12 protein-coding genes are annotated in these 17,232 nt (G+C 50.1%); all 12 read right to left on the bottom strand.

Going from position 1 to position 17,232, the window contains the following annotated elements; translation table 11 throughout:
- Positions 1-92 precede the first annotated feature (92 nt).
- The 12 genes from NQ502_RS15915 to NQ502_RS15860 all read right to left on the bottom strand — a co-directional run bounded on the left by NQ502_RS15915 (position 93) and on the right by NQ502_RS15860 (position 17,078).
- Positions 93-1,439 (bottom strand): sensor histidine kinase, encoded by a 1,347-nt coding sequence (locus tag NQ502_RS15915; protein WP_028527405.1) that lies wholly within the window; start codon positions 1,437-1,439, stop codon positions 93-95.
- Positions 1,440-1,450: 11 nt separating this feature from the next.
- On the bottom strand, positions 1,451-2,128 hold the full coding sequence (locus NQ502_RS15910; RefSeq protein ID WP_028527406.1) for a response regulator transcription factor: 678 nt from the start codon (positions 2,126-2,128) through the stop codon (positions 1,451-1,453).
- Positions 2,129-2,159: 31 nt separating this feature from the next.
- Positions 2,160-3,929 (bottom strand): Na/Pi cotransporter family protein, encoded by a 1,770-nt coding sequence (locus tag NQ502_RS15905; protein ID WP_028527407.1) that lies wholly within the window; start codon positions 3,927-3,929, stop codon positions 2,160-2,162.
- 327 nt (positions 3,930-4,256) lie between these two features.
- Positions 4,257-4,889 carry a DUF4867 family protein gene (locus NQ502_RS15900; protein ID WP_028527408.1) on the bottom strand — a complete coding sequence of 211 codons (633 nt, stop codon included), beginning with the start codon at positions 4,887-4,889 and terminating at the stop codon, positions 4,257-4,259.
- 71 nt (positions 4,890-4,960) lie between these two features.
- Positions 4,961-6,145, bottom strand: a complete 1,185-nt coding sequence (locus tag NQ502_RS15895) for an ABC transporter ATP-binding protein (protein ID WP_028527409.1) — start codon at positions 6,143-6,145, stop codon at positions 4,961-4,963.
- A gap of 218 nt (positions 6,146-6,363) precedes the next feature.
- Positions 6,364-7,272, bottom strand: coding sequence for a ribokinase (locus NQ502_RS15890; RefSeq protein WP_028527410.1), 909 nt, complete (start codon positions 7,270-7,272; stop codon positions 6,364-6,366).
- 21 nt (positions 7,273-7,293) lie between these two features.
- Positions 7,294-10,161 (bottom strand): family 78 glycoside hydrolase catalytic domain, encoded by a 2,868-nt coding sequence (locus NQ502_RS15885; protein WP_028527411.1) that lies wholly within the window; start codon positions 10,159-10,161, stop codon positions 7,294-7,296.
- Between the two features lie 57 nt (positions 10,162-10,218).
- Positions 10,219-11,091 carry a carbohydrate ABC transporter permease gene (locus NQ502_RS15880; RefSeq protein WP_028527412.1) on the bottom strand — a complete coding sequence of 291 codons (873 nt, stop codon included), beginning with the start codon at positions 11,089-11,091 and terminating at the stop codon, positions 10,219-10,221.
- Between the two features lie 12 nt (positions 11,092-11,103).
- On the bottom strand, positions 11,104-12,000 hold the full coding sequence (locus NQ502_RS15875; RefSeq protein ID WP_028527413.1) for a carbohydrate ABC transporter permease: 897 nt from the start codon (positions 11,998-12,000) through the stop codon (positions 11,104-11,106).
- Between the two features lie 65 nt (positions 12,001-12,065).
- Positions 12,066-13,391 (bottom strand): ABC transporter substrate-binding protein, encoded by a 1,326-nt coding sequence (locus NQ502_RS15870; RefSeq protein WP_028527414.1) that lies wholly within the window; start codon positions 13,389-13,391, stop codon positions 12,066-12,068.
- Positions 13,392-13,745: 354 nt separating this feature from the next.
- Positions 13,746-15,248, bottom strand: a complete 1,503-nt coding sequence (locus NQ502_RS15865) for a response regulator transcription factor (protein WP_028527415.1) — start codon at positions 15,246-15,248, stop codon at positions 13,746-13,748.
- A 96-nt stretch (positions 15,249-15,344) separates the two neighbouring features.
- Positions 15,345-17,078: a sensor histidine kinase gene (locus NQ502_RS15860; protein WP_028527416.1), complete on the bottom strand. Its 1,734-nt coding sequence runs from the start codon at positions 17,076-17,078 to the stop codon at positions 15,345-15,347.
- Positions 17,079-17,232 lie beyond the last annotated feature (154 nt).

Here is a 17,232-nt window from a genome sequence, read left to right as displayed (position 1 = left end):
AGACAGTAAACCGTTTGTCACAGGGGTCCCGTTTTGTACTGCTTACAGCACATATTCATCCATATACCCGGTCAATTTTCTCTCTCATTATCTCATGTCTTTTTCCAGCCCGGATCCTGCTTATTTGGAAAATACACACGAATCTCCGTTCCGGCTCCGTATTCACTCTCCAGCTCCATCCTTGCATGATGCTGTGCCACGATGTGTTTGACGATGGCAAGCCCCAGCCCCGTCCCTCCCGTAGACTTCGAGCGGCTCTTATCCACACGGTAAAATCTTTCGAACACCCGCTCCTGATGCTGTATCGGGATTCCGATTCCGGTATCTTTAACGGACAGCATCGTCTCTTCCTTATCTTTTTTCAACCTGACAACCACACTCCCGCCAGGGTTGTTATACCGAATGGCATTGTCACACAGGTTATAGATCAGTTCATCCAGCATCTGGCGGTTGGCGCAGATCGTACACGGACCCCCTTCGAGTTTCAGGGTAACATCATGCTGCTCCGCATTCAGCTGAAGCATACCGATACACGCCTCTGCCAGCTGATAGAGATTTACCATGGTAAATGCAACACTCATATCCTCGACATCCAGCTCCGACAATCGGATAATATCATTGATCAGAGTCAAAAGCCGTGACGAATTGCGGTGAATCTCTCTCGCAAAGCGTCTTACGTCTTCTTCGGACGCCATACCGGTCTCGATCAGTTCCGAATATCCGGAGATTGAAGTCAGCGGCGTTTTCAGCTCGTGTGAAACATTAGCCGTGAATTCCTGGCGCATCTTGGCATTCTTCATGATATCTTTGTGCTGGCTATGTATCATGGCGATAAACGGCGTCAGCTCAGGATACGTTTTGATCTCATCCATGTTTTCTATATCATCCGCCATCTGCTCGATCGGTCTCACCAAACTTTTTGTCAGGACACGGGCAAGAACCACACAGATGGCAAAGATCAGCAGCGCAATCATGGCGATCACAGGAAGCGCGCTCCAGAAAATACTCCAGATACTTCCTGCCTCCTTGGCTACCCGAAGGACCTGCCCGGTCTGCAGTTTTACCGCATAATAAAATGTGTTTTTATCAAGCGTCTCCGACTTACGTATCGCCTCACCGATCCCATCTTTAAAAGCCTCTGTGACTTCCGGTCTTCCGCCATGATTTTCCATCGCATGTGTGTCTGCATTGCTGTCAAACTCCACGGAGCCATCCGGGTTGATCAGGGTGATACGCATATCATCGATTTCATATGCGACTGCCTCTTTATCGATTTCCTGCTGTGTCATAATGCCCCTCAGGACATTGGCGTAAGATTTCAGATCTTCCAGCACCTGTTTCTGAAACAGATCATAAAACACCGCAACCGATAAGATGAGTGTCGCTGTTATGGCAATCGCAGCAATTCCTATGAACTGGACATGAATCTTTTTCTTCAAAATCTGCCCCCTCACTCATTGCTCATAATGTAACCGACATTTCTCACAGTCTTGATGTATTTTCCTGCCGTCTTCAGTTTCTGCCGCAGCGTTTTAATGTGCATATCCAGTGTTCTGGATTCTCCTTCAAAATCTGTTCCCCATACCCTGTCCAGAATGGTATCTCTCGGTGTGACGATTCCGGCATTCAGCAGCAGGAGCTTTAGCAGCTCATACTCCTTATATGTCAGATCACACGGCTCATCATCCACGAATACCATACGCCGCTCATTGTCGAGGAACAGATTTCCCATAGACAGGAATTTATCCTCCTCCACATCCATACTGCGGCGCAGCAGGGCTTTCACCCGTGAGATCAGTTCCATGACGCCAAATGGCTTCGTCATATAATCATCGGCTCCCATATCCAGGCCTTTGACTTTGTCTATCTCCGTCGTCTTGGCCGTCACCATGATAATGGGAATTTTCCTGGTCTCCGAACGCGACCGAAGATTCTTCAGAATCGTAAGTCCGTCCTCATCCGGCAGCATAATATCGAGTATTATCAAGGTCGGCGTCCTGTGCTGCAGCCGCTCATAAAAGGTCTTTGCACAGTCAAAATCCTCCACATCATATCCGACATTCTTCAGCGCAAACGTCTCTATTTCCCGAATATTCAGATCATCTTCCACAATATATATTGCTGCCATTCGTTACCTCCGTTCTCTGTATCCATCTATTTTACGGCAAAGCATATTTTTTTGCAAACTGTACCACCTGTTTTTTAAAGTTTTCATCCTCTGACTGACGCAGTACATCCAGATATTCATGTACATCCATTCCATCATCCTGCAGCTCCAGGAGACAGACGCCGATGTTGGAGCAGTGGTCCGCCACTCGCTCAAAGTTCGTCGTGAGATCAGCCAGGACAAATCCCATCTCAATTGTACAGGTGCCTTTCCGAAGCCGTTTGATATGACGCTTTTTCAGCTCCTCCTGCATGCCGTCAATGACTTCTTCAAGAGGTTCGATATTTTCCGCCATCTCCTGATCTTCCGCTCTGAATACCTGAATCGCCGTATCCACGATTTCACACACGGCGTTCATGTAGATATTCAGCTCATGCTCCGCCTTCTCGGAAAAGAACAGCTCCTTCTCATGCATCTCTTTTGCCGCTTCCATGATATTTACCGCATGGTCTGAGATTCTTTCAAAATCCCCGATGCAGTGAAGCAGGAGTGACAACGTATGACTGTCTTTCTGTGACAGGTCACGGCTGCTGAGTTTTACGAGATACGTTCCCAGCTGGTCCTCATAGTGATCCACATTATTTTCCAGCGCGACCACCATGTCTGCCTTTTCCTTCTGATAATTATTGATCAAAGTCATCGCCGTGTAAAGGCCCTTCTGTGCCATTTCAGCCATATGAATGGCAACCGTCTTGCACTGTCCGATCGCAAATGCCGGCTGATCCAAGAACCTGGCATCCAGAAACTGAAGATCCGCCGTCTCCTCTGCGGGAAGCTCGGTCTCCTCGTCCGCCTTGATCGTGAGGTAAGCCAGTTTCTCGAGACCTTTTGAAAATGGCAGCAGGACAGCCGTTGCAGATATGTTGAAAATGCTGTGAATCACAGCGATGCCTGCAGGATTGGCGGCATCTCCCAGGAACGCAAAGCCAATGGCGGCATTCAGTACATAAAACGCAACCATAAAGATTACGGTTCCGATGATATTAAAATAGAGGTGGACAAGTGCTGCCCTTCTTGCATTTTTGCTTGCTCCAATACCGGAAATCATCGCTGTCACGCAGGTGCCGATATTCTGTCCCATGATAATAGGAAGCGCCGCACCGTATGTCACCGAACCAGTCACACACAATGCCTGCAGAATACCGATCGATGCCGACGAGCTCTGAATGACCGCCGTCAGAACTGCCCCTGCGACAACACCCAGAACCGGATTCGAGAACATCAGCAGGATATTCGTAAATTCCGGAACATCTGCAAGCGGTTTAACCGCTGAACTCATCGTATCCATCCCAAACATCAGGATAGCAAATCCTACCAGAATCATCGCAACATTTTTCTTCTTCTCACTCTTCGAGAACATGAAAATAGCCACACCGATGACCGCCATGATCGGTGAAAACGAAGTGGGTTTTAACAGCTGAATAAAAAAATTACCGCTTTCAATTCCTGTCAGGCTTAAGATCCATGACGTAACCGTCGTACCAATATTCGCTCCCATGATAATTCCCACTGCCTGTGAGAGTTTCATAATACCAGAGTTTACAAATCCTACAACCATCACCGTTGTCGCCGATGACGACTGGATCACAGCGGTCACGCCCGCCCCGAGCAGGACCGCCTTGATCGGATTTGAAGTCAGTTTCTCCAGGATTTTTTCCATTCTGCCGCCTGACGCTTTTGAAAGGCCGTCCCCCAGAAGGGACATTCCATACAGGAATAACGCAAGTCCCCCGACCATTGTCAATACATCAAATAAATCCATACTTTTCTCCTTATTTTCTCTTATCGTTTTTCCGGGATCACACGCAGAGACCCCAGTATCAGTTTTTATTCTAAACGATCCAGGTAAATTTCATAGGCATGGATATGTAAAATCTGTGTAAAATTTTCTATACATTGCATTTAACAGATGACAATAAACCAGATAACCAATACGAGGGCAGGTGCGATTCATACAAATCACACCTGCCCCCCTGCATATTTTCTATAAAGCAGATAGATGGCATCTGACTTCTCTTCTCTGATCTTTTCTTATCTCAGGCATTTCTTCCCCGCATATTACTCACATCCCGCTGATCACACAGGCTTTCTATTCCAATGCCAGATCAATATTTGTGCCTTTCAGCCCTACGGCTGCGCCGCCGCGGGCTTCATCGGAGTCGGGATGAGCCAAAAGCCATTTGTTTACTGCAGCGAGGTAGTGGTCTTCCTTGTTGCCGATGCGGCGTGCCGGAAGATCAAGGTTAGTGCCCTTGGGGAGGGCGACCATCATGTGGAAGCCTTTTGCCGGATCTGCGTGGCAGGGAGCGTAGTGAAGGGTGGTAGCGTAGATTTCCACGAGGACGCCCTTGGGGACGAGGAAGGCTTTCACGGATGCGGTGTCGAGCATCATGTCTTCGATGTCGGTCTGCTTGGCCAGGAGGAGTATGAGGTCCTCGGCCGGAAGATTGAATTCGCTGTCACGATGGTATTCGAGACAGTTCAAGCGGGTGTTGTGGCCATTGCACCAGCCGAATTCTACCGGGAGGCCGCCGTAGAGGGTCGGCGCGATGTTCCTGGAGGCTTCCAGGTTCTGGAGGATGGGATCTTCAGGTACATATTCTACCCCATCAGAGAGTGGCGTGGAGGCAAGAAGCGCATCCACGATGGGCTGTACGTCGTAGCCGTCGACGATCTTTCCGTATATCCGAAATTCAGGATCTGTCACTTTATATATTTTCATAATTAAACCCCGTATTTTCTTCTTAAAAGTTGTTCTCAGGCAACCAATCTAATATCTGCACTGAGCCACTATTATTTCTCCAGGTTCACTCCTGTCTCTTTATCAAATAAGTGTGCCAACGCACCATCAAACGTAAAAGATACCTTGGAGCCATTGCTGATGCCCCCCTTGTCCTTCAGCTCGGTGGTCTGTACGATGATGATGGTATCGTGACCGTCTGCGTTGGCATGAAGGTGGATCTCACTTCCCATCATCTCAGATACTTCGATCTTCGCTCTGATGGCCGGATGAGCGTCTGTGACGAGCTCGATATGGTCCGGACGTACGCCGAGGGTGATGTCCTGGGATTTGACGCTGTTCGCCGCGAGGTTTCTCTGCTTCTCATCGGAGAGCTCTACTGTGAGTCCCTGTACGGAAACGCTGTACTTGCCGTTGTTTTCGATGAGTTTCGCTTCGAACATGTTCATCTGTGGCATGCCGATGAAGCCTGCTACGAAGAGGTTCGCCGGATGATCGAAGACATCCTGCGGGGTGCCGACCTGCTGTACGACGCCGTCTTTCATGATGACGATGCGGTCGCCGAGGGTCATAGCCTCTGTCTGGTCGTGGGTGACGTAGATGAAGGTAGAGTTGATTCTCTGGCGGAGTTTGATAATCTCAGCACGCATCTGGTTACGAAGCTTCGCATCGAGGTTGGAGAGCGGCTCGTCCATCAGAAGGACTTTCGGTTCTCTGACGATAGCACGGCCGATAGCTACACGCTGGCGCTGGCCGCCGGAGAGGGCTTTCGGCTTACGCTCGAGGTATTCGGTGATGCCGAGGATCTCAGCGGCATCGTCGACTCTCCTGCGCATCTCAGCTTTGTCCATCTTTCTGAGTTTCAGTGGAAATTCCATGTTTTCTCGGACTGTCATATGTGGGTACAAAGCGTAGCTTTGAAATACCATGGCGATATCTCTATCCTTCGGCTCTACATCATTGACCTTCTTGTCATCGATCAGGAGCTCACCGCCGCTGATGCTCTCGAGTCCTGCCACCATACGGAGGGTGGTGGATTTGCCGCAGCCGGAAGGTCCTACCAGAACGATAAATTCGTTGTCAGCGATTTCGAGGCTGAAATCCTGCACTGCCAGCACGCCTTCATCGGTGATGGTGAGGTTAGTCTTCTTCCTGGGTTCGTCTTTTTTCTTTCTGCTCTTCTTCTCTTCGATGTTCGGGTACACTTTTTTGATATGTTTTAAAATAACTTTTGCCATATTCATGGACATTAATGACACTGGCTCCCCAATGTGTCATCTCGCGACCGGCGTCTTCATCCGCATCGCATTACGACAGGTCTCCACACTGCCGCACCACATGCCCGGCGGTTCTTCTCCTTTTCTTTTATCCGGACCAGCCATATAGTGGAGTGATCTGATCCCGGATGAAATATTAAGATTTTAATACAGGTCAAAACAATTTTATACTGGTTTCGCTATCGCAAAAATTTCCGAATAAACGCTCTTACTTCTTCCGCCATCGGAATCGACGGCGCCGCCCCCGGTCTCGACACCGCTATCGCCGATGCGGCTGACGCTTCTTCCAGGCATTTAGCGATGTCCCTGCCCCCGCAGATCCCTGCGAGAAAATACCCGCAGAAGGTATCGCCTGCTGCCGTGGTATCTACCGCCCGCACCGGGTAGATGTCGTGCTGATAGGTCTTGCCCCCGCCCCTGCACAGGACGCCGGCGGACCCGAGGGTCAGTACGATGACAGAGGAAGGATATTTTTCGGACAAGATCTGCAGCACCGCGTTGTAATCAGAGGGCTCCTCCATACCGGCAATAGCTGCGCCTTCCACTTCATTCACGATAAAATAGTCCACGCATTCGAGGGGCAGTCCGTCCAGATCCGATGGGATCGGGGAAGGATTGAAAGCCACCTTAAGACCTGCTGCCTGCGCGTTTCTGATGATGTAAGGAATCAGGTTCGTCTCGTTCTGCAGGAGGACGATGTCGCCTGCCTCTCCGTGGGCCCGCAGCACTTCGTCCACGTAACCTTCAGTCAGCTCCCGATTGGTTCCGCCAAATACGATGATGCAGTTATGTCCTTTGGGATCTACCTGTATGATCGCGTGGCCGCTCTGGCCCGGCAGGGTCAGTATGGAAGAGATGTCGATACCCGCGTCCGCGAGCGTCTCCGTCAGGATCGCTCCGTCTGTTCCGACCGCGCCTGCATGGAACACGGTGGCTCCGGCACGGGAAGCTGCCACCGACTGGTTCAGTCCTTTGCCGCCCACATTTTGCTGGAATCCGGTCGCGTGAATCGTCTCACCCATCCGTACAAAATGCTCTACCTGATATACTTTGTCGACGTTCATCGACCCAAATGATAATATTTTCATATGTTCATCCTCTGTCTCTCCTCACTGCACCGTTACGTCCCAGGAAAATGCATACTCACCGGAACCGAGCACCAGCAAAAGACCATTCTGCTTTTCGTGGATCTGCGCGAGACCGTTCAGAGCATTCACATCTTCGTTGTCTGCTTTCGTTGTATCGATGGAAGCGCCCTCTAAAAACACCTCCGCGGTCGTGTTCGCCGGAATCCGGATTTTCAGATCCCGCGTCGCTCCTGTGTGATCCCAGCGGCAGGCAATCTCGCCCTGCTCGGACCGATAGGAAGCCTCTACATAATCCAGTCTGTCTGTGTAATTCGGATGGATCCGTATGGTGGTGAAGCCCGGCTGTGCAGCACTGATGCCGGCCATACCTTCCATCATCCAGTTACCGATCGAGCAATATGCCGGCTGAATGAAGGAACACATCGCGATATCGCCGTTCGGCTGGAGTCCTTCCATAGATTCCCACACGCCTGTGGCACCCTGATCCACCTCATATAGCCAGGATGGTTTGTTCTCATTCAGCAGGAAGTCATACATTTTTTCAATATTGCCATTCTCACAAAGCTGCTGCGGCAGTACGAGGGAGGAGGAAAATCCGGTGTTCATCCCTTTCTCCTCCAGTTGTTCCAGAATCCGCCGCATGAGGCGGTCCTTCCCGCCCTCCCGGTAAAATCCCATGTGCAGAGCCAGAATCTGGGCACCTACGTATCTGGATTCATAGATTTTGCCGGTGTCATAAAATTCGTGAATCGCTGCCTGCCTGATTTTCTCATAGAGTGCATGGTACATGGCTGCGTCCTCTTCCTGCTGAAGCAGGGTTGCAATCTGCTCCAGCAGTACGGTCGAGTAGGCAAAATAATAAGTACCCATCAGCCAGCAGAGGCACATCGCACCGATCCGGACCTCGCCGGTCTTCTCGTCGACGCTGGCGCTCGGTGTCATCCAGTCTCCGAAATTCCAGTCAGCGTTCCAGAGATACTGCAGGTCTTCGGCCCGCTTGGGGGTGATTTCCCCGATCCACGGCGGATTGGCATCGGCCGCTCTGCTCTTCTCGAGATCGAGCCATCTTTGCATCATCGTATAATTCTCTTTCAGGATGCGGATGTCGCCGTATTTCCGGTAGAGATGCCAGGGCAGGTGGATCACCACATCGCCCCAGCCGGCCGTGGAGTCTGTCGCGATCGAATTTGCGATCCGCCAGTTCGGGATGATTGCCGGAATCTCGCCGCCTGCGCCCTGCTCATGTCTGCAATACACAAGCCAGCGTCTCAGTATCGCCTGCGCATCGACGTTATAGCAGATCGCGGGTCCGACCATCTGCACATCTCCGGTCCAGCCGGAGCGCTCTCTGTCGGGGTTGTCCGTCGGGATGGAAAGCATGTTGGAACGGATCGTCCATTCGATATTTTCCTGCAGTTTGTTCAGCTTCGGGTTCGATGTGACAATTCGGGCGGTCACATCGATATCTGACGCCAGGAGTCTGGCATGGCACTGGGTCGCAGTCACTGCGCCCCGCTCTGTCGTGATTGCGATGTATCGAAAGCCATGCAGGGTAAAGAGTGGATCGTAATCGGCCTGACCATTTTGGTCCAAGATCACCGTATCGGTCATCTGGGAATTCTCGCCCATGGTCTCATAGTAGTAGTTGCCTTCTCTGTCAGTCACCTGGAAATAACGGAGTACTACGACACTCCCCGGCTCACCGGTGAGATGCATGGCCGCGGTGCCCGCCATCAGCTGTCCAAAATCCAGGATCAGGTCGCCCTGCAAAGATACATAGCTCTCTGCCAGCGGCCGCTCCTCCAGATAGCGCATCGGCTGCGCGTTCTGCCCTCTCAGATTGGAGAGGTCGTAGGACTTCTCCATCACCGCCGTCCAGCCGCTGTCGTCGTAGCCGGACTCAGACCATCCGGCGAGGATACAGTTCGCGTCGTATTTTTCTCCTATACTCAGATCCGCGTATCTGCGGGGACCCTCCAGGGTGGAGACGAAGCCTGCGTCTGAGCCGATGGTCTCGATATGTCCGTCCGCGAAATAAAGTTCAATCTGTAATAACAGTCCCAGGGTGTCTCCGTACCGGACGGATTCTCCGGTACACCCCAGCCTGCCGGCCCACCAGCCGTCTGCCAGTGTGATGCCGATGGTATTTTCCCCTTCCCTGATCAGGTCCTGCAGATCATAGGTCTGCACCTGCAGGTAATCGAAGTAGGAGGAGGATTCCGGCGCCAGCATGAGGTCTCCGACTCTCTGTCCGTTCAGCTCGGCAGCATAGATGCCATGGGCCGTAGCGTACATCCTCGCCCGAACGACCTCGCCGGAGATGGTAAAACATCTGCGCAGCATGGGGCAGGGATACAGAATGTCTTCGCGGATCTCGTGGGATTGTGCCGTGGTCTCTTCGGCCGGGACATCCCCGCTCTCATCGACGATCCATCTGCGTCTTCCTTCATCGAAAGTCTGCAGATCTGCGATATATTCCTCTGTGGGGATTTCTTCTCTATAGACCGGATGCTGCCGTGGCTCGATCCATCTCGCGGACCAGTCCTTCTCCTGCAGCAGTCCCATCTCGAACCAGGCATTTTCCTGGCTAAGTGCGGTCTCGCCGTAGTTGTCTGTCACCTGTACCGTCCAGTCGTATCGGCTGCGGCTGCGGATCAGCTCCTCGGGAAGGACCAGCGCGGTATCACGGCTTACGATCTCACCGCTGGAAAAAATCTGCTCTCGTCTCAGAGTGCCATTGTCCAATACCTCTTCCCAGACTGTCACGAGGAAGGACTGCTGCCAGACGCTGCGTCTGTCGGATGTCAGGTTCCAGGTGAGCCGCGGGGATGTGATCGAGATACCGAGGGGATTGGTCATGGACTCACATCTTAAATTACATACTCTCATTGATATACCTCATGTCTCTATATTTTGTAGTAGGAAAATCCTACCGATCCGTAACCCTTACCCCTTCACAGCGCCTCCGGTGAGACCCTCAACGATCTGTGAGGAGAAGAGGAAATACAGAATGACGATCGGCAGGAGTGTGATTACTACAGCCGCCATGGATTCGCCCATGTATGTCGTGAACTGTGTCAGGTAACGGTAGATTGCCAGTGTCAGGGTGGTCGTCTTCTGCCCATTCAGGAAGAGCATCGGGATATAGAAATCATTCCAGAACTGGATTGCCATGATCAGGGTCTCGGTGAACAGGACCGGCTTACTGATCGGAAGAATGATCTGCACAAACACACGGAAATCGGAGCAGCCGTCGAGTCTCGCGGACTCTTCGAGCGCCGCCGGGATCGTCATGAAAAACTTCTGGAAGACCAGACATGACATCGAGATCATGGAGAAGTAAATCAGCAGGACGCCCACCAGTGAGTCGGTCAGGCCGACATTTCTCAGAATGAGAAGGATCGGCAGAATCATGACCTGGATCGGAACCATGGAGCCGATCAGGGTGTAGCTGGCCAAAAGCTCTCTTCCCTTGAATTTGTATCTTGCGATACCGTAAGCCACCATCATGGAGAGGAAGATACATCCCGCTGTTCCGATGACGGTGAGGATCAGGCTGTTTCTAAAGTATAAGGAGAAATTGCCTGTCTTGATAAATGAAATATAATTATCTAATGTGAGCTTGGTAGGAAGACCCGTCAGGTTCGTCACGATATCGATCTTGGTCTTGAACGAATCCATGACCGTGATCAGAATGACAACTACCGTAATCATACAGTAGCAGCACAGGATTGCGGAGATCATGCCACGGACGACTTTTTCCTTTGTCGAGTATACCTGCCTGCTGCCGGATACACTATCTTTATTCTTTTTTCTCACGGCTCCTCCTTTCTAGTTCTCGTAATCAAACTTAGCCAGAGTCCTGTTCAGTACAAAGGTAACTGCAAGCAGGAACACAAATACAACAATACAGATCGAAGCGCCAAATCCCATATCAGATTTTCCACTCAGGCCACTTCCGAAGGTATAGCGGTAAAATACCATGTTTGCGAAGTCGAGTGTGCCGTTGACACCTCCGGTGCCGCTGGTCAGCATGAATGGAAGATCGAAGATACCGAGTGCCCAGATGGTACTCATCGTGATGACGGACGCGCAGGACGGCAGGGACATCGGGAACAGTATGCGGAAGAACATCTGCCAGGTCGTGCAGCCATCGATGCGGGATGCTTCGATGACATCTGCAGATACATTCAGGAAATTGGAATACAGGATCATGATTCCAGGTCCTGAACTCGCCCAGATGATGATCAGTACCAGCAGGAAAAATGCAATCTCCGGATTGCCGAACCAACTGTTAGTCGCCATGCCCAGCGCTTTCAGGATGCTGTTGGCCGCGCCAAAGTTCGGGTTGAAAATCAGCATGCCGAAGAAAGCGACTATGGTGGAACTGATAACGAATGGCATGAAAATCATGAACTGAATGAATTTTCTGCAAGGTACTTTTATGTAGAGTAAAAATGCGATTAGATATTGGTATGGTGTGATGATCGCCCATACAATGATCAGGTATTTAATATTGTTTTTTATGGCGTTAAAAAACGTAGGGGCAAATCTGCTGTCAGTAAATAACGTAACAAAGTTCTTGATTCCTACAAAATTGATCTCGCCCAGTCCGGACCAGTCTGTAAAAGACAGGAAAATAACATAGAATACCGGGATTACGGCGAATATCGTATACAGAATCAATCCGGGTGTTACGAATAGCAGGTAGTTCCTGTTTTTCTTCATATAACATCCCTCCATTTTCAAATTGGCACCTGCCAGAGTTCCCTGACAGGTGCGATGCTCGCTTATTAGTTCGCTTCCATCTCGGCGCCAATCATATCCATGTACTCATCCACGGTAATTTCATGGGTAAATACCTTAGTCAGATTGTCGATGAATACTGTAGTTGCGATAGCGTCTTCAGAATGTGCAGAAAGAACACTCTGCCATGCTTCGTATACTTCGCCGTTGCTGGTTTCTACCATCTCTTTGGCGATCTCGTTTGTTGAGTCGATGTCTGGGGAACCGGATACTGCTTCACTCTGCTGAATCCAGATCTCCTGAGCGTCTTTGGATGCGCAGAAGTTCGCGAATGCGATGGCTGCATCTGGGTTCCCGGTGTCTTTGTTGATCGAGAAGCCTGTGGAGTAGGTCCCTACGAGCCCTACAGGACCGCTTTCGTCATTTCCGATTGTAACAGCACCAAAATTCAGGTCTGGATTGTTGTCCTTGATGATGGAGTTATCCCACGAACCGGTGATCATCATTGCACATGTTCCGCTTGCGAAAGCGAGAACCATAGCATCCTCAGTCTGAACACCTGTCCAGTCATCGCCGAAGTAACCGGCGTCTGCCCAGTCAACGAGCATCTGGAGCGTCTCTTTGGCAGGCTCGTCTGTTACAGATACGCTGTAATCTGCGAGTTTTGCGGAGTATTCCGGGTCATAAGCTGCGAGCATTGGCTCGTAGATGAACTCAAGATACCAGGCGGATAATGCCTGGGACAGAGGAATGATATCTGTGGTCTCCTTGATCTCCTTGCAGAGTGCTTCGAGCTCACTTACTGTAGTAGGCACTTCCCAGCCGTTCTCTTCGAAGAGGTCGATGTTGTAATAACAGGTTCTGGTATCGAGTGTCAGCCATGGAATAGAATAAATACCATCATCTACTGTACAGATATCCATCGCGCTGCCTTCGCAGAAGCTGAAATCTACTGCATCTGTCATATCCATCAGGCAATCGTTGGCTGCCAGGTCAGGCATCAGTGTGTCTTTGTTTCCGTGTGTCCAGAGCAGGTCAGGACCGGTACCGGCCTGGAAAGCTGTCTTAACAACGCTGGTGTAGTCGTTGTCGTTCTTGATCTCGTAGGTTATGTTGACGTTCGGATACTGCTCGTTGAATTTGGCGATCAGGGCATCCAGCTCGTCTGCATACTGATAGGTGTTGTACCATAGGGTCAGGTCACCGCTCAGGTCTGTGTCGGCGTCTGCGGATTCTGATGAAGAATCCTCTGTGTTTGCGTCTGCGGATTCTGATGTCTTTTCGGGACTGTTGCCACATGCGGTCATACCAAATACAGATGTTGCAGCGAGAACCGATGCTGCCACGATACTTGTGATTTTTTTTAAGTTCATAGTTCTCCTCCTTTTCATTACTTGTAGAACTCTTTCTTTATTTGTTGTACTCATTTTATGACTAAATTCTATTTAATTCAACGCAACTTATTTCACGGTTTGTTCACAATCTTAAATAATGGGAGAATGAGATATTCACGATTTTTTCCAAAATTCACAGTTTTATCGGGGGGTATCTGATTGTAAAATGATTAGATTCATAATTTTCTACAAGATTCACGATTTTATCAGGAACGGATATCTGATTGTAAAATAGTGAGATTCACAGAATTTTGCGATAGTCTTATGAACATGAATATAATTTAAGAGAACCGTTCCTGGAAGAACGGTTCTGCATGCTGCCTATCTGTTATTTTAACTGATTGAGAAATGCTTCCGATACTCGCTGATGGTCTGGTTCGTAATTCTCTTAAACACGCGTACCAGATAGTTGGTACTTGTGAATCCGGTCAGCTCCGCCACGTCGTCCAGGGAATACTTCGGATTGCTGAGGTAGATTTTCGCCTTCTCAATCCGCCTCACATTCAGATATTGCACCAGTGTCAGCCCGGTGCGGTCCTTAAATTTCTTGCAGAATGTGGACGTACTCATATAGCTGAGGCTCGTCAGATCCTCGATGGTGATGCGGTCGCACAGATGATCATCGATATAGCAAAATACCTCTGCCAGATCATCGTGATTCCATACGGCGTCCAGCTGCTGCTGGAAACTGCTGATCTGCTGCTGGATGGTATTTCGAAGCTGTGCCGCTGTAGCGGCCTGGTGGATGGGCACCGAATTGAGTCGGAGATTCCCCTGCTCTGCTATTTTGCTCTCAGAAATCCCATAGTAGTCCAATATATGAAGCAAAATGCGCTGGATGCTGTGGACCAGCTGGGTCTTCAGATGATCGGCGAGGATATTGCGCCGCTTCGCTTCCTGGAGGTAGCAGTCCAGTTCTGCCGTGAAGGTTTCCTCCCAGCCCGCCTCAAGCATATTATAGGTGGGCATGGAGAAATCCGGAGTCTTGGCGTCGGCAGAGCGATGATAATAGTAGACATCCCGGTCCGCCCCGTAAAACCCCTGATTCAGAGCGTACATGGCCTCGTCATATTTTGCGTTGGTTTCGGTCAGGTCTGTGTAGAAGGAACTGACGCCCAGGACCATCTTCTCGGCGATATAATTCTGGATGCTGGAGTAGATGAAATCCAGGCTCTCCTCCCGCTCTTTCTGGCGAGCCTCCTCGGTGAGAGTCTTGTCCTGCTGAAACATGAGAAAGACGTTTTTATCGTGAGGCGCAAATACAGTATAGAGCCTGTGTTCCTCCGCGATATTTTCCAGCAGATGCAGAAACATGATCTGATCCGTCTGGTCCGTCAGTCCGGCGGCACTCTCCGCGGCGGCATTGTGCCACTTAATCGTGCAGACGGAGTAGATCTTGTCCGACTGGACGCCGGACGCCTCGACGGGAGATTTCCTTGTCTCCGTTCTGCGCTTCGACGTACCTCTGGTCTCGCGGTACACCTTCAGGACCTCCTGAATCAGGACATCCTCCGTGATGCTGTGCTTGATCATGTAGCTATTGATTCCCTTCTGGATCGCTTCCTGCGCATAGGAGAAACTCTCGTGACAGCTCAGGATGATGATGCCGTCGGCCAGCTGCTCCTGACGAATCAGGCCGATGAATTCGAGACCGTCCATCTCACACATCTCGATGTCCGTGATAACGACATCCACCGGCGTCCCCTGCATGAATTCGAGAGCTTCCTCGGCGGAACCGAATACACCGACCACCTCGATATCTTCCTTCCTGTCGATGAAGGATTGGATACCGATACGGGAAAGGATTTCATCATCTACGATAATTGTTCGTATCATGTGTAACCTCCAGATGCTGTGATATTCATACTGCTGATGAAGCAGTATGATAGTATTATAGTATATTTTGTATTTTATAATGCTTCATGGTCTGTTTTATGATTCGGCTTTTGAGCTGTGGATTACTGGCAGCAGATATCGTACTATCGTCCCCATACCCGGTTCGCTCTCGATTTCAAGACAATACGGCGCGCCGTATTCCATCCGAATCAGCTGCTCCACATGGTTAATGCCGATATTGGTATGACTGCGCCGCACCATGCCGGAAGCTCTCCATTCATCCACATCAAATCCCACGCCGAAATCCTGCACCTCAATATGCAGATTCTCATCCACCCAGATGTGGATCAGAATCTCCGTCTTTTTGACCTTTCCTCGCTCAATTCCGTGCACAATGGCATTTTCCACGATTGGCTGCAGCAGCAATTTCCGGATATGACAGTCCTCCGCCTCCGGACATCCCTCGATATTCAGATCAAAATTCATGAAGCGCACCTGCTGGATGACAGCGTAGTTTTCCACCAGCTTAATCTCATCCGCCAGCGTATAATTTTCATCCTCCGTCTTGGTCGCACTCATGAAAATATAGATGAGCGACTCCGTCACCATCTGGATCTTCTCCTGATGGTTCAGCACTGCCAGCCATTTCAACACGTTCAGGGAATTATAGATAAAATGCGGCGTCAGCTGAGAGGCCATCATCGTCATCTGCAGGCGGTTCTTCTCCTTCGTCTCCTTCTTGTACTGCTCCATCAGGCTGTCGTTACGGCGGATCATATTGTTAAAATGCCTCGACAGACTCCGAAACTCGCCTGTTCCGATCTCCTCCATCTCCACCGTCTGGCGATTGGTTACGGCATACGTATCCATATTTTCCCCAAGGATCGCCAGCGGTTGGAAGATATACTTCTGCAGGAAGCGGATCATCACCGACAAGAACAGGATATACAGGACCACGATCAATAAAAACGGCAGCAGCATCTTATCAAGACTCCGGATCAGATCGTCCAGGGCGATCAGACTGACACAATACCAGTCATAGGATGACAGCTTCTGCGTGACATAGAGATAGCGTCTCCCGTCCAAAAGGACCGTCTGCGATCCAAGCGCAGTGTTTTCCTCCAGAAATGACAGGTCGACATTGGTGGAATCCGGCATGAAGGATGCGTCAGACGCATAGAATACAGCACCTTCCCCGTCCGTGAGAAAATTGCACTGGTAAGAGTCGTCCAGCTGTTCAAAGACGTCCGTGATGGCATCCTCATAGAAATAATAGTAGATCTCCGCCACATTCTTATGTGTCCTGGAATTCAGGGAGCGGCCCATGACATATGCCCTGATACTGGTATAATGCGTATTGTCGGGGCCGAACCAGAAGCATTTTCCATTGCCGGTCGAGACGACTTTCGAATAATCGTCCAGCTTCTGGCTCAAATAGAACCCACTGAACATAATACTGCCATCAGGCAGCTTGAGCACGACAGTGCAGACTGTGGGATCTGTCTGGGCAATGGAATCCAGCATATTCTGAATCTGCTGTTTTTCCGCCACAGTCATCTCATGCGCCGGATCCATCCATTCAATATAGTCTCCATAATAGAGCTCTATGGACTGCTGCTCGCAATCCTTGAGCGTATTCGAGAGCTGCGTCCCGACAACATGCAATGTGTCGGCGGTGGCTTTGCTCTGATTATTGATCACATATTTTTGGAACGCCAGAAAACTGATGCCAGAGAATACAAGAAACGGCACAAAGACCAGAATGATAAAAGCGCTTATGATTCTGGATTTTATGCCACTTTTTTGAAATTGGTCTTTAAATTTTGTCATAACGCACAATCCTATTCTGTGAATATGAGTTCAAGTACGCCTCTTCGTACTTGCTGCGGGCAGCTCGTCAGCTTGCTGACAAACCACATCTGAGCCGCTCTGCAATCCGTCGGAGGCACAATATTTCAGCCGGGGAGTTTCCCCTGATGAAATG

The sequence above is a fragment of the Ruminococcus gauvreauii genome, assembly GCF_025151995.1.
GTDB classification, from domain to species: Bacteria; Bacillota; Clostridia; order Lachnospirales; family Lachnospiraceae; genus Ruminococcus_G; species Ruminococcus_G gauvreauii.
Note: the sequence above shows the minus strand (reverse complement) of the source record. Positions and strands in the feature narration are given on the sequence as shown.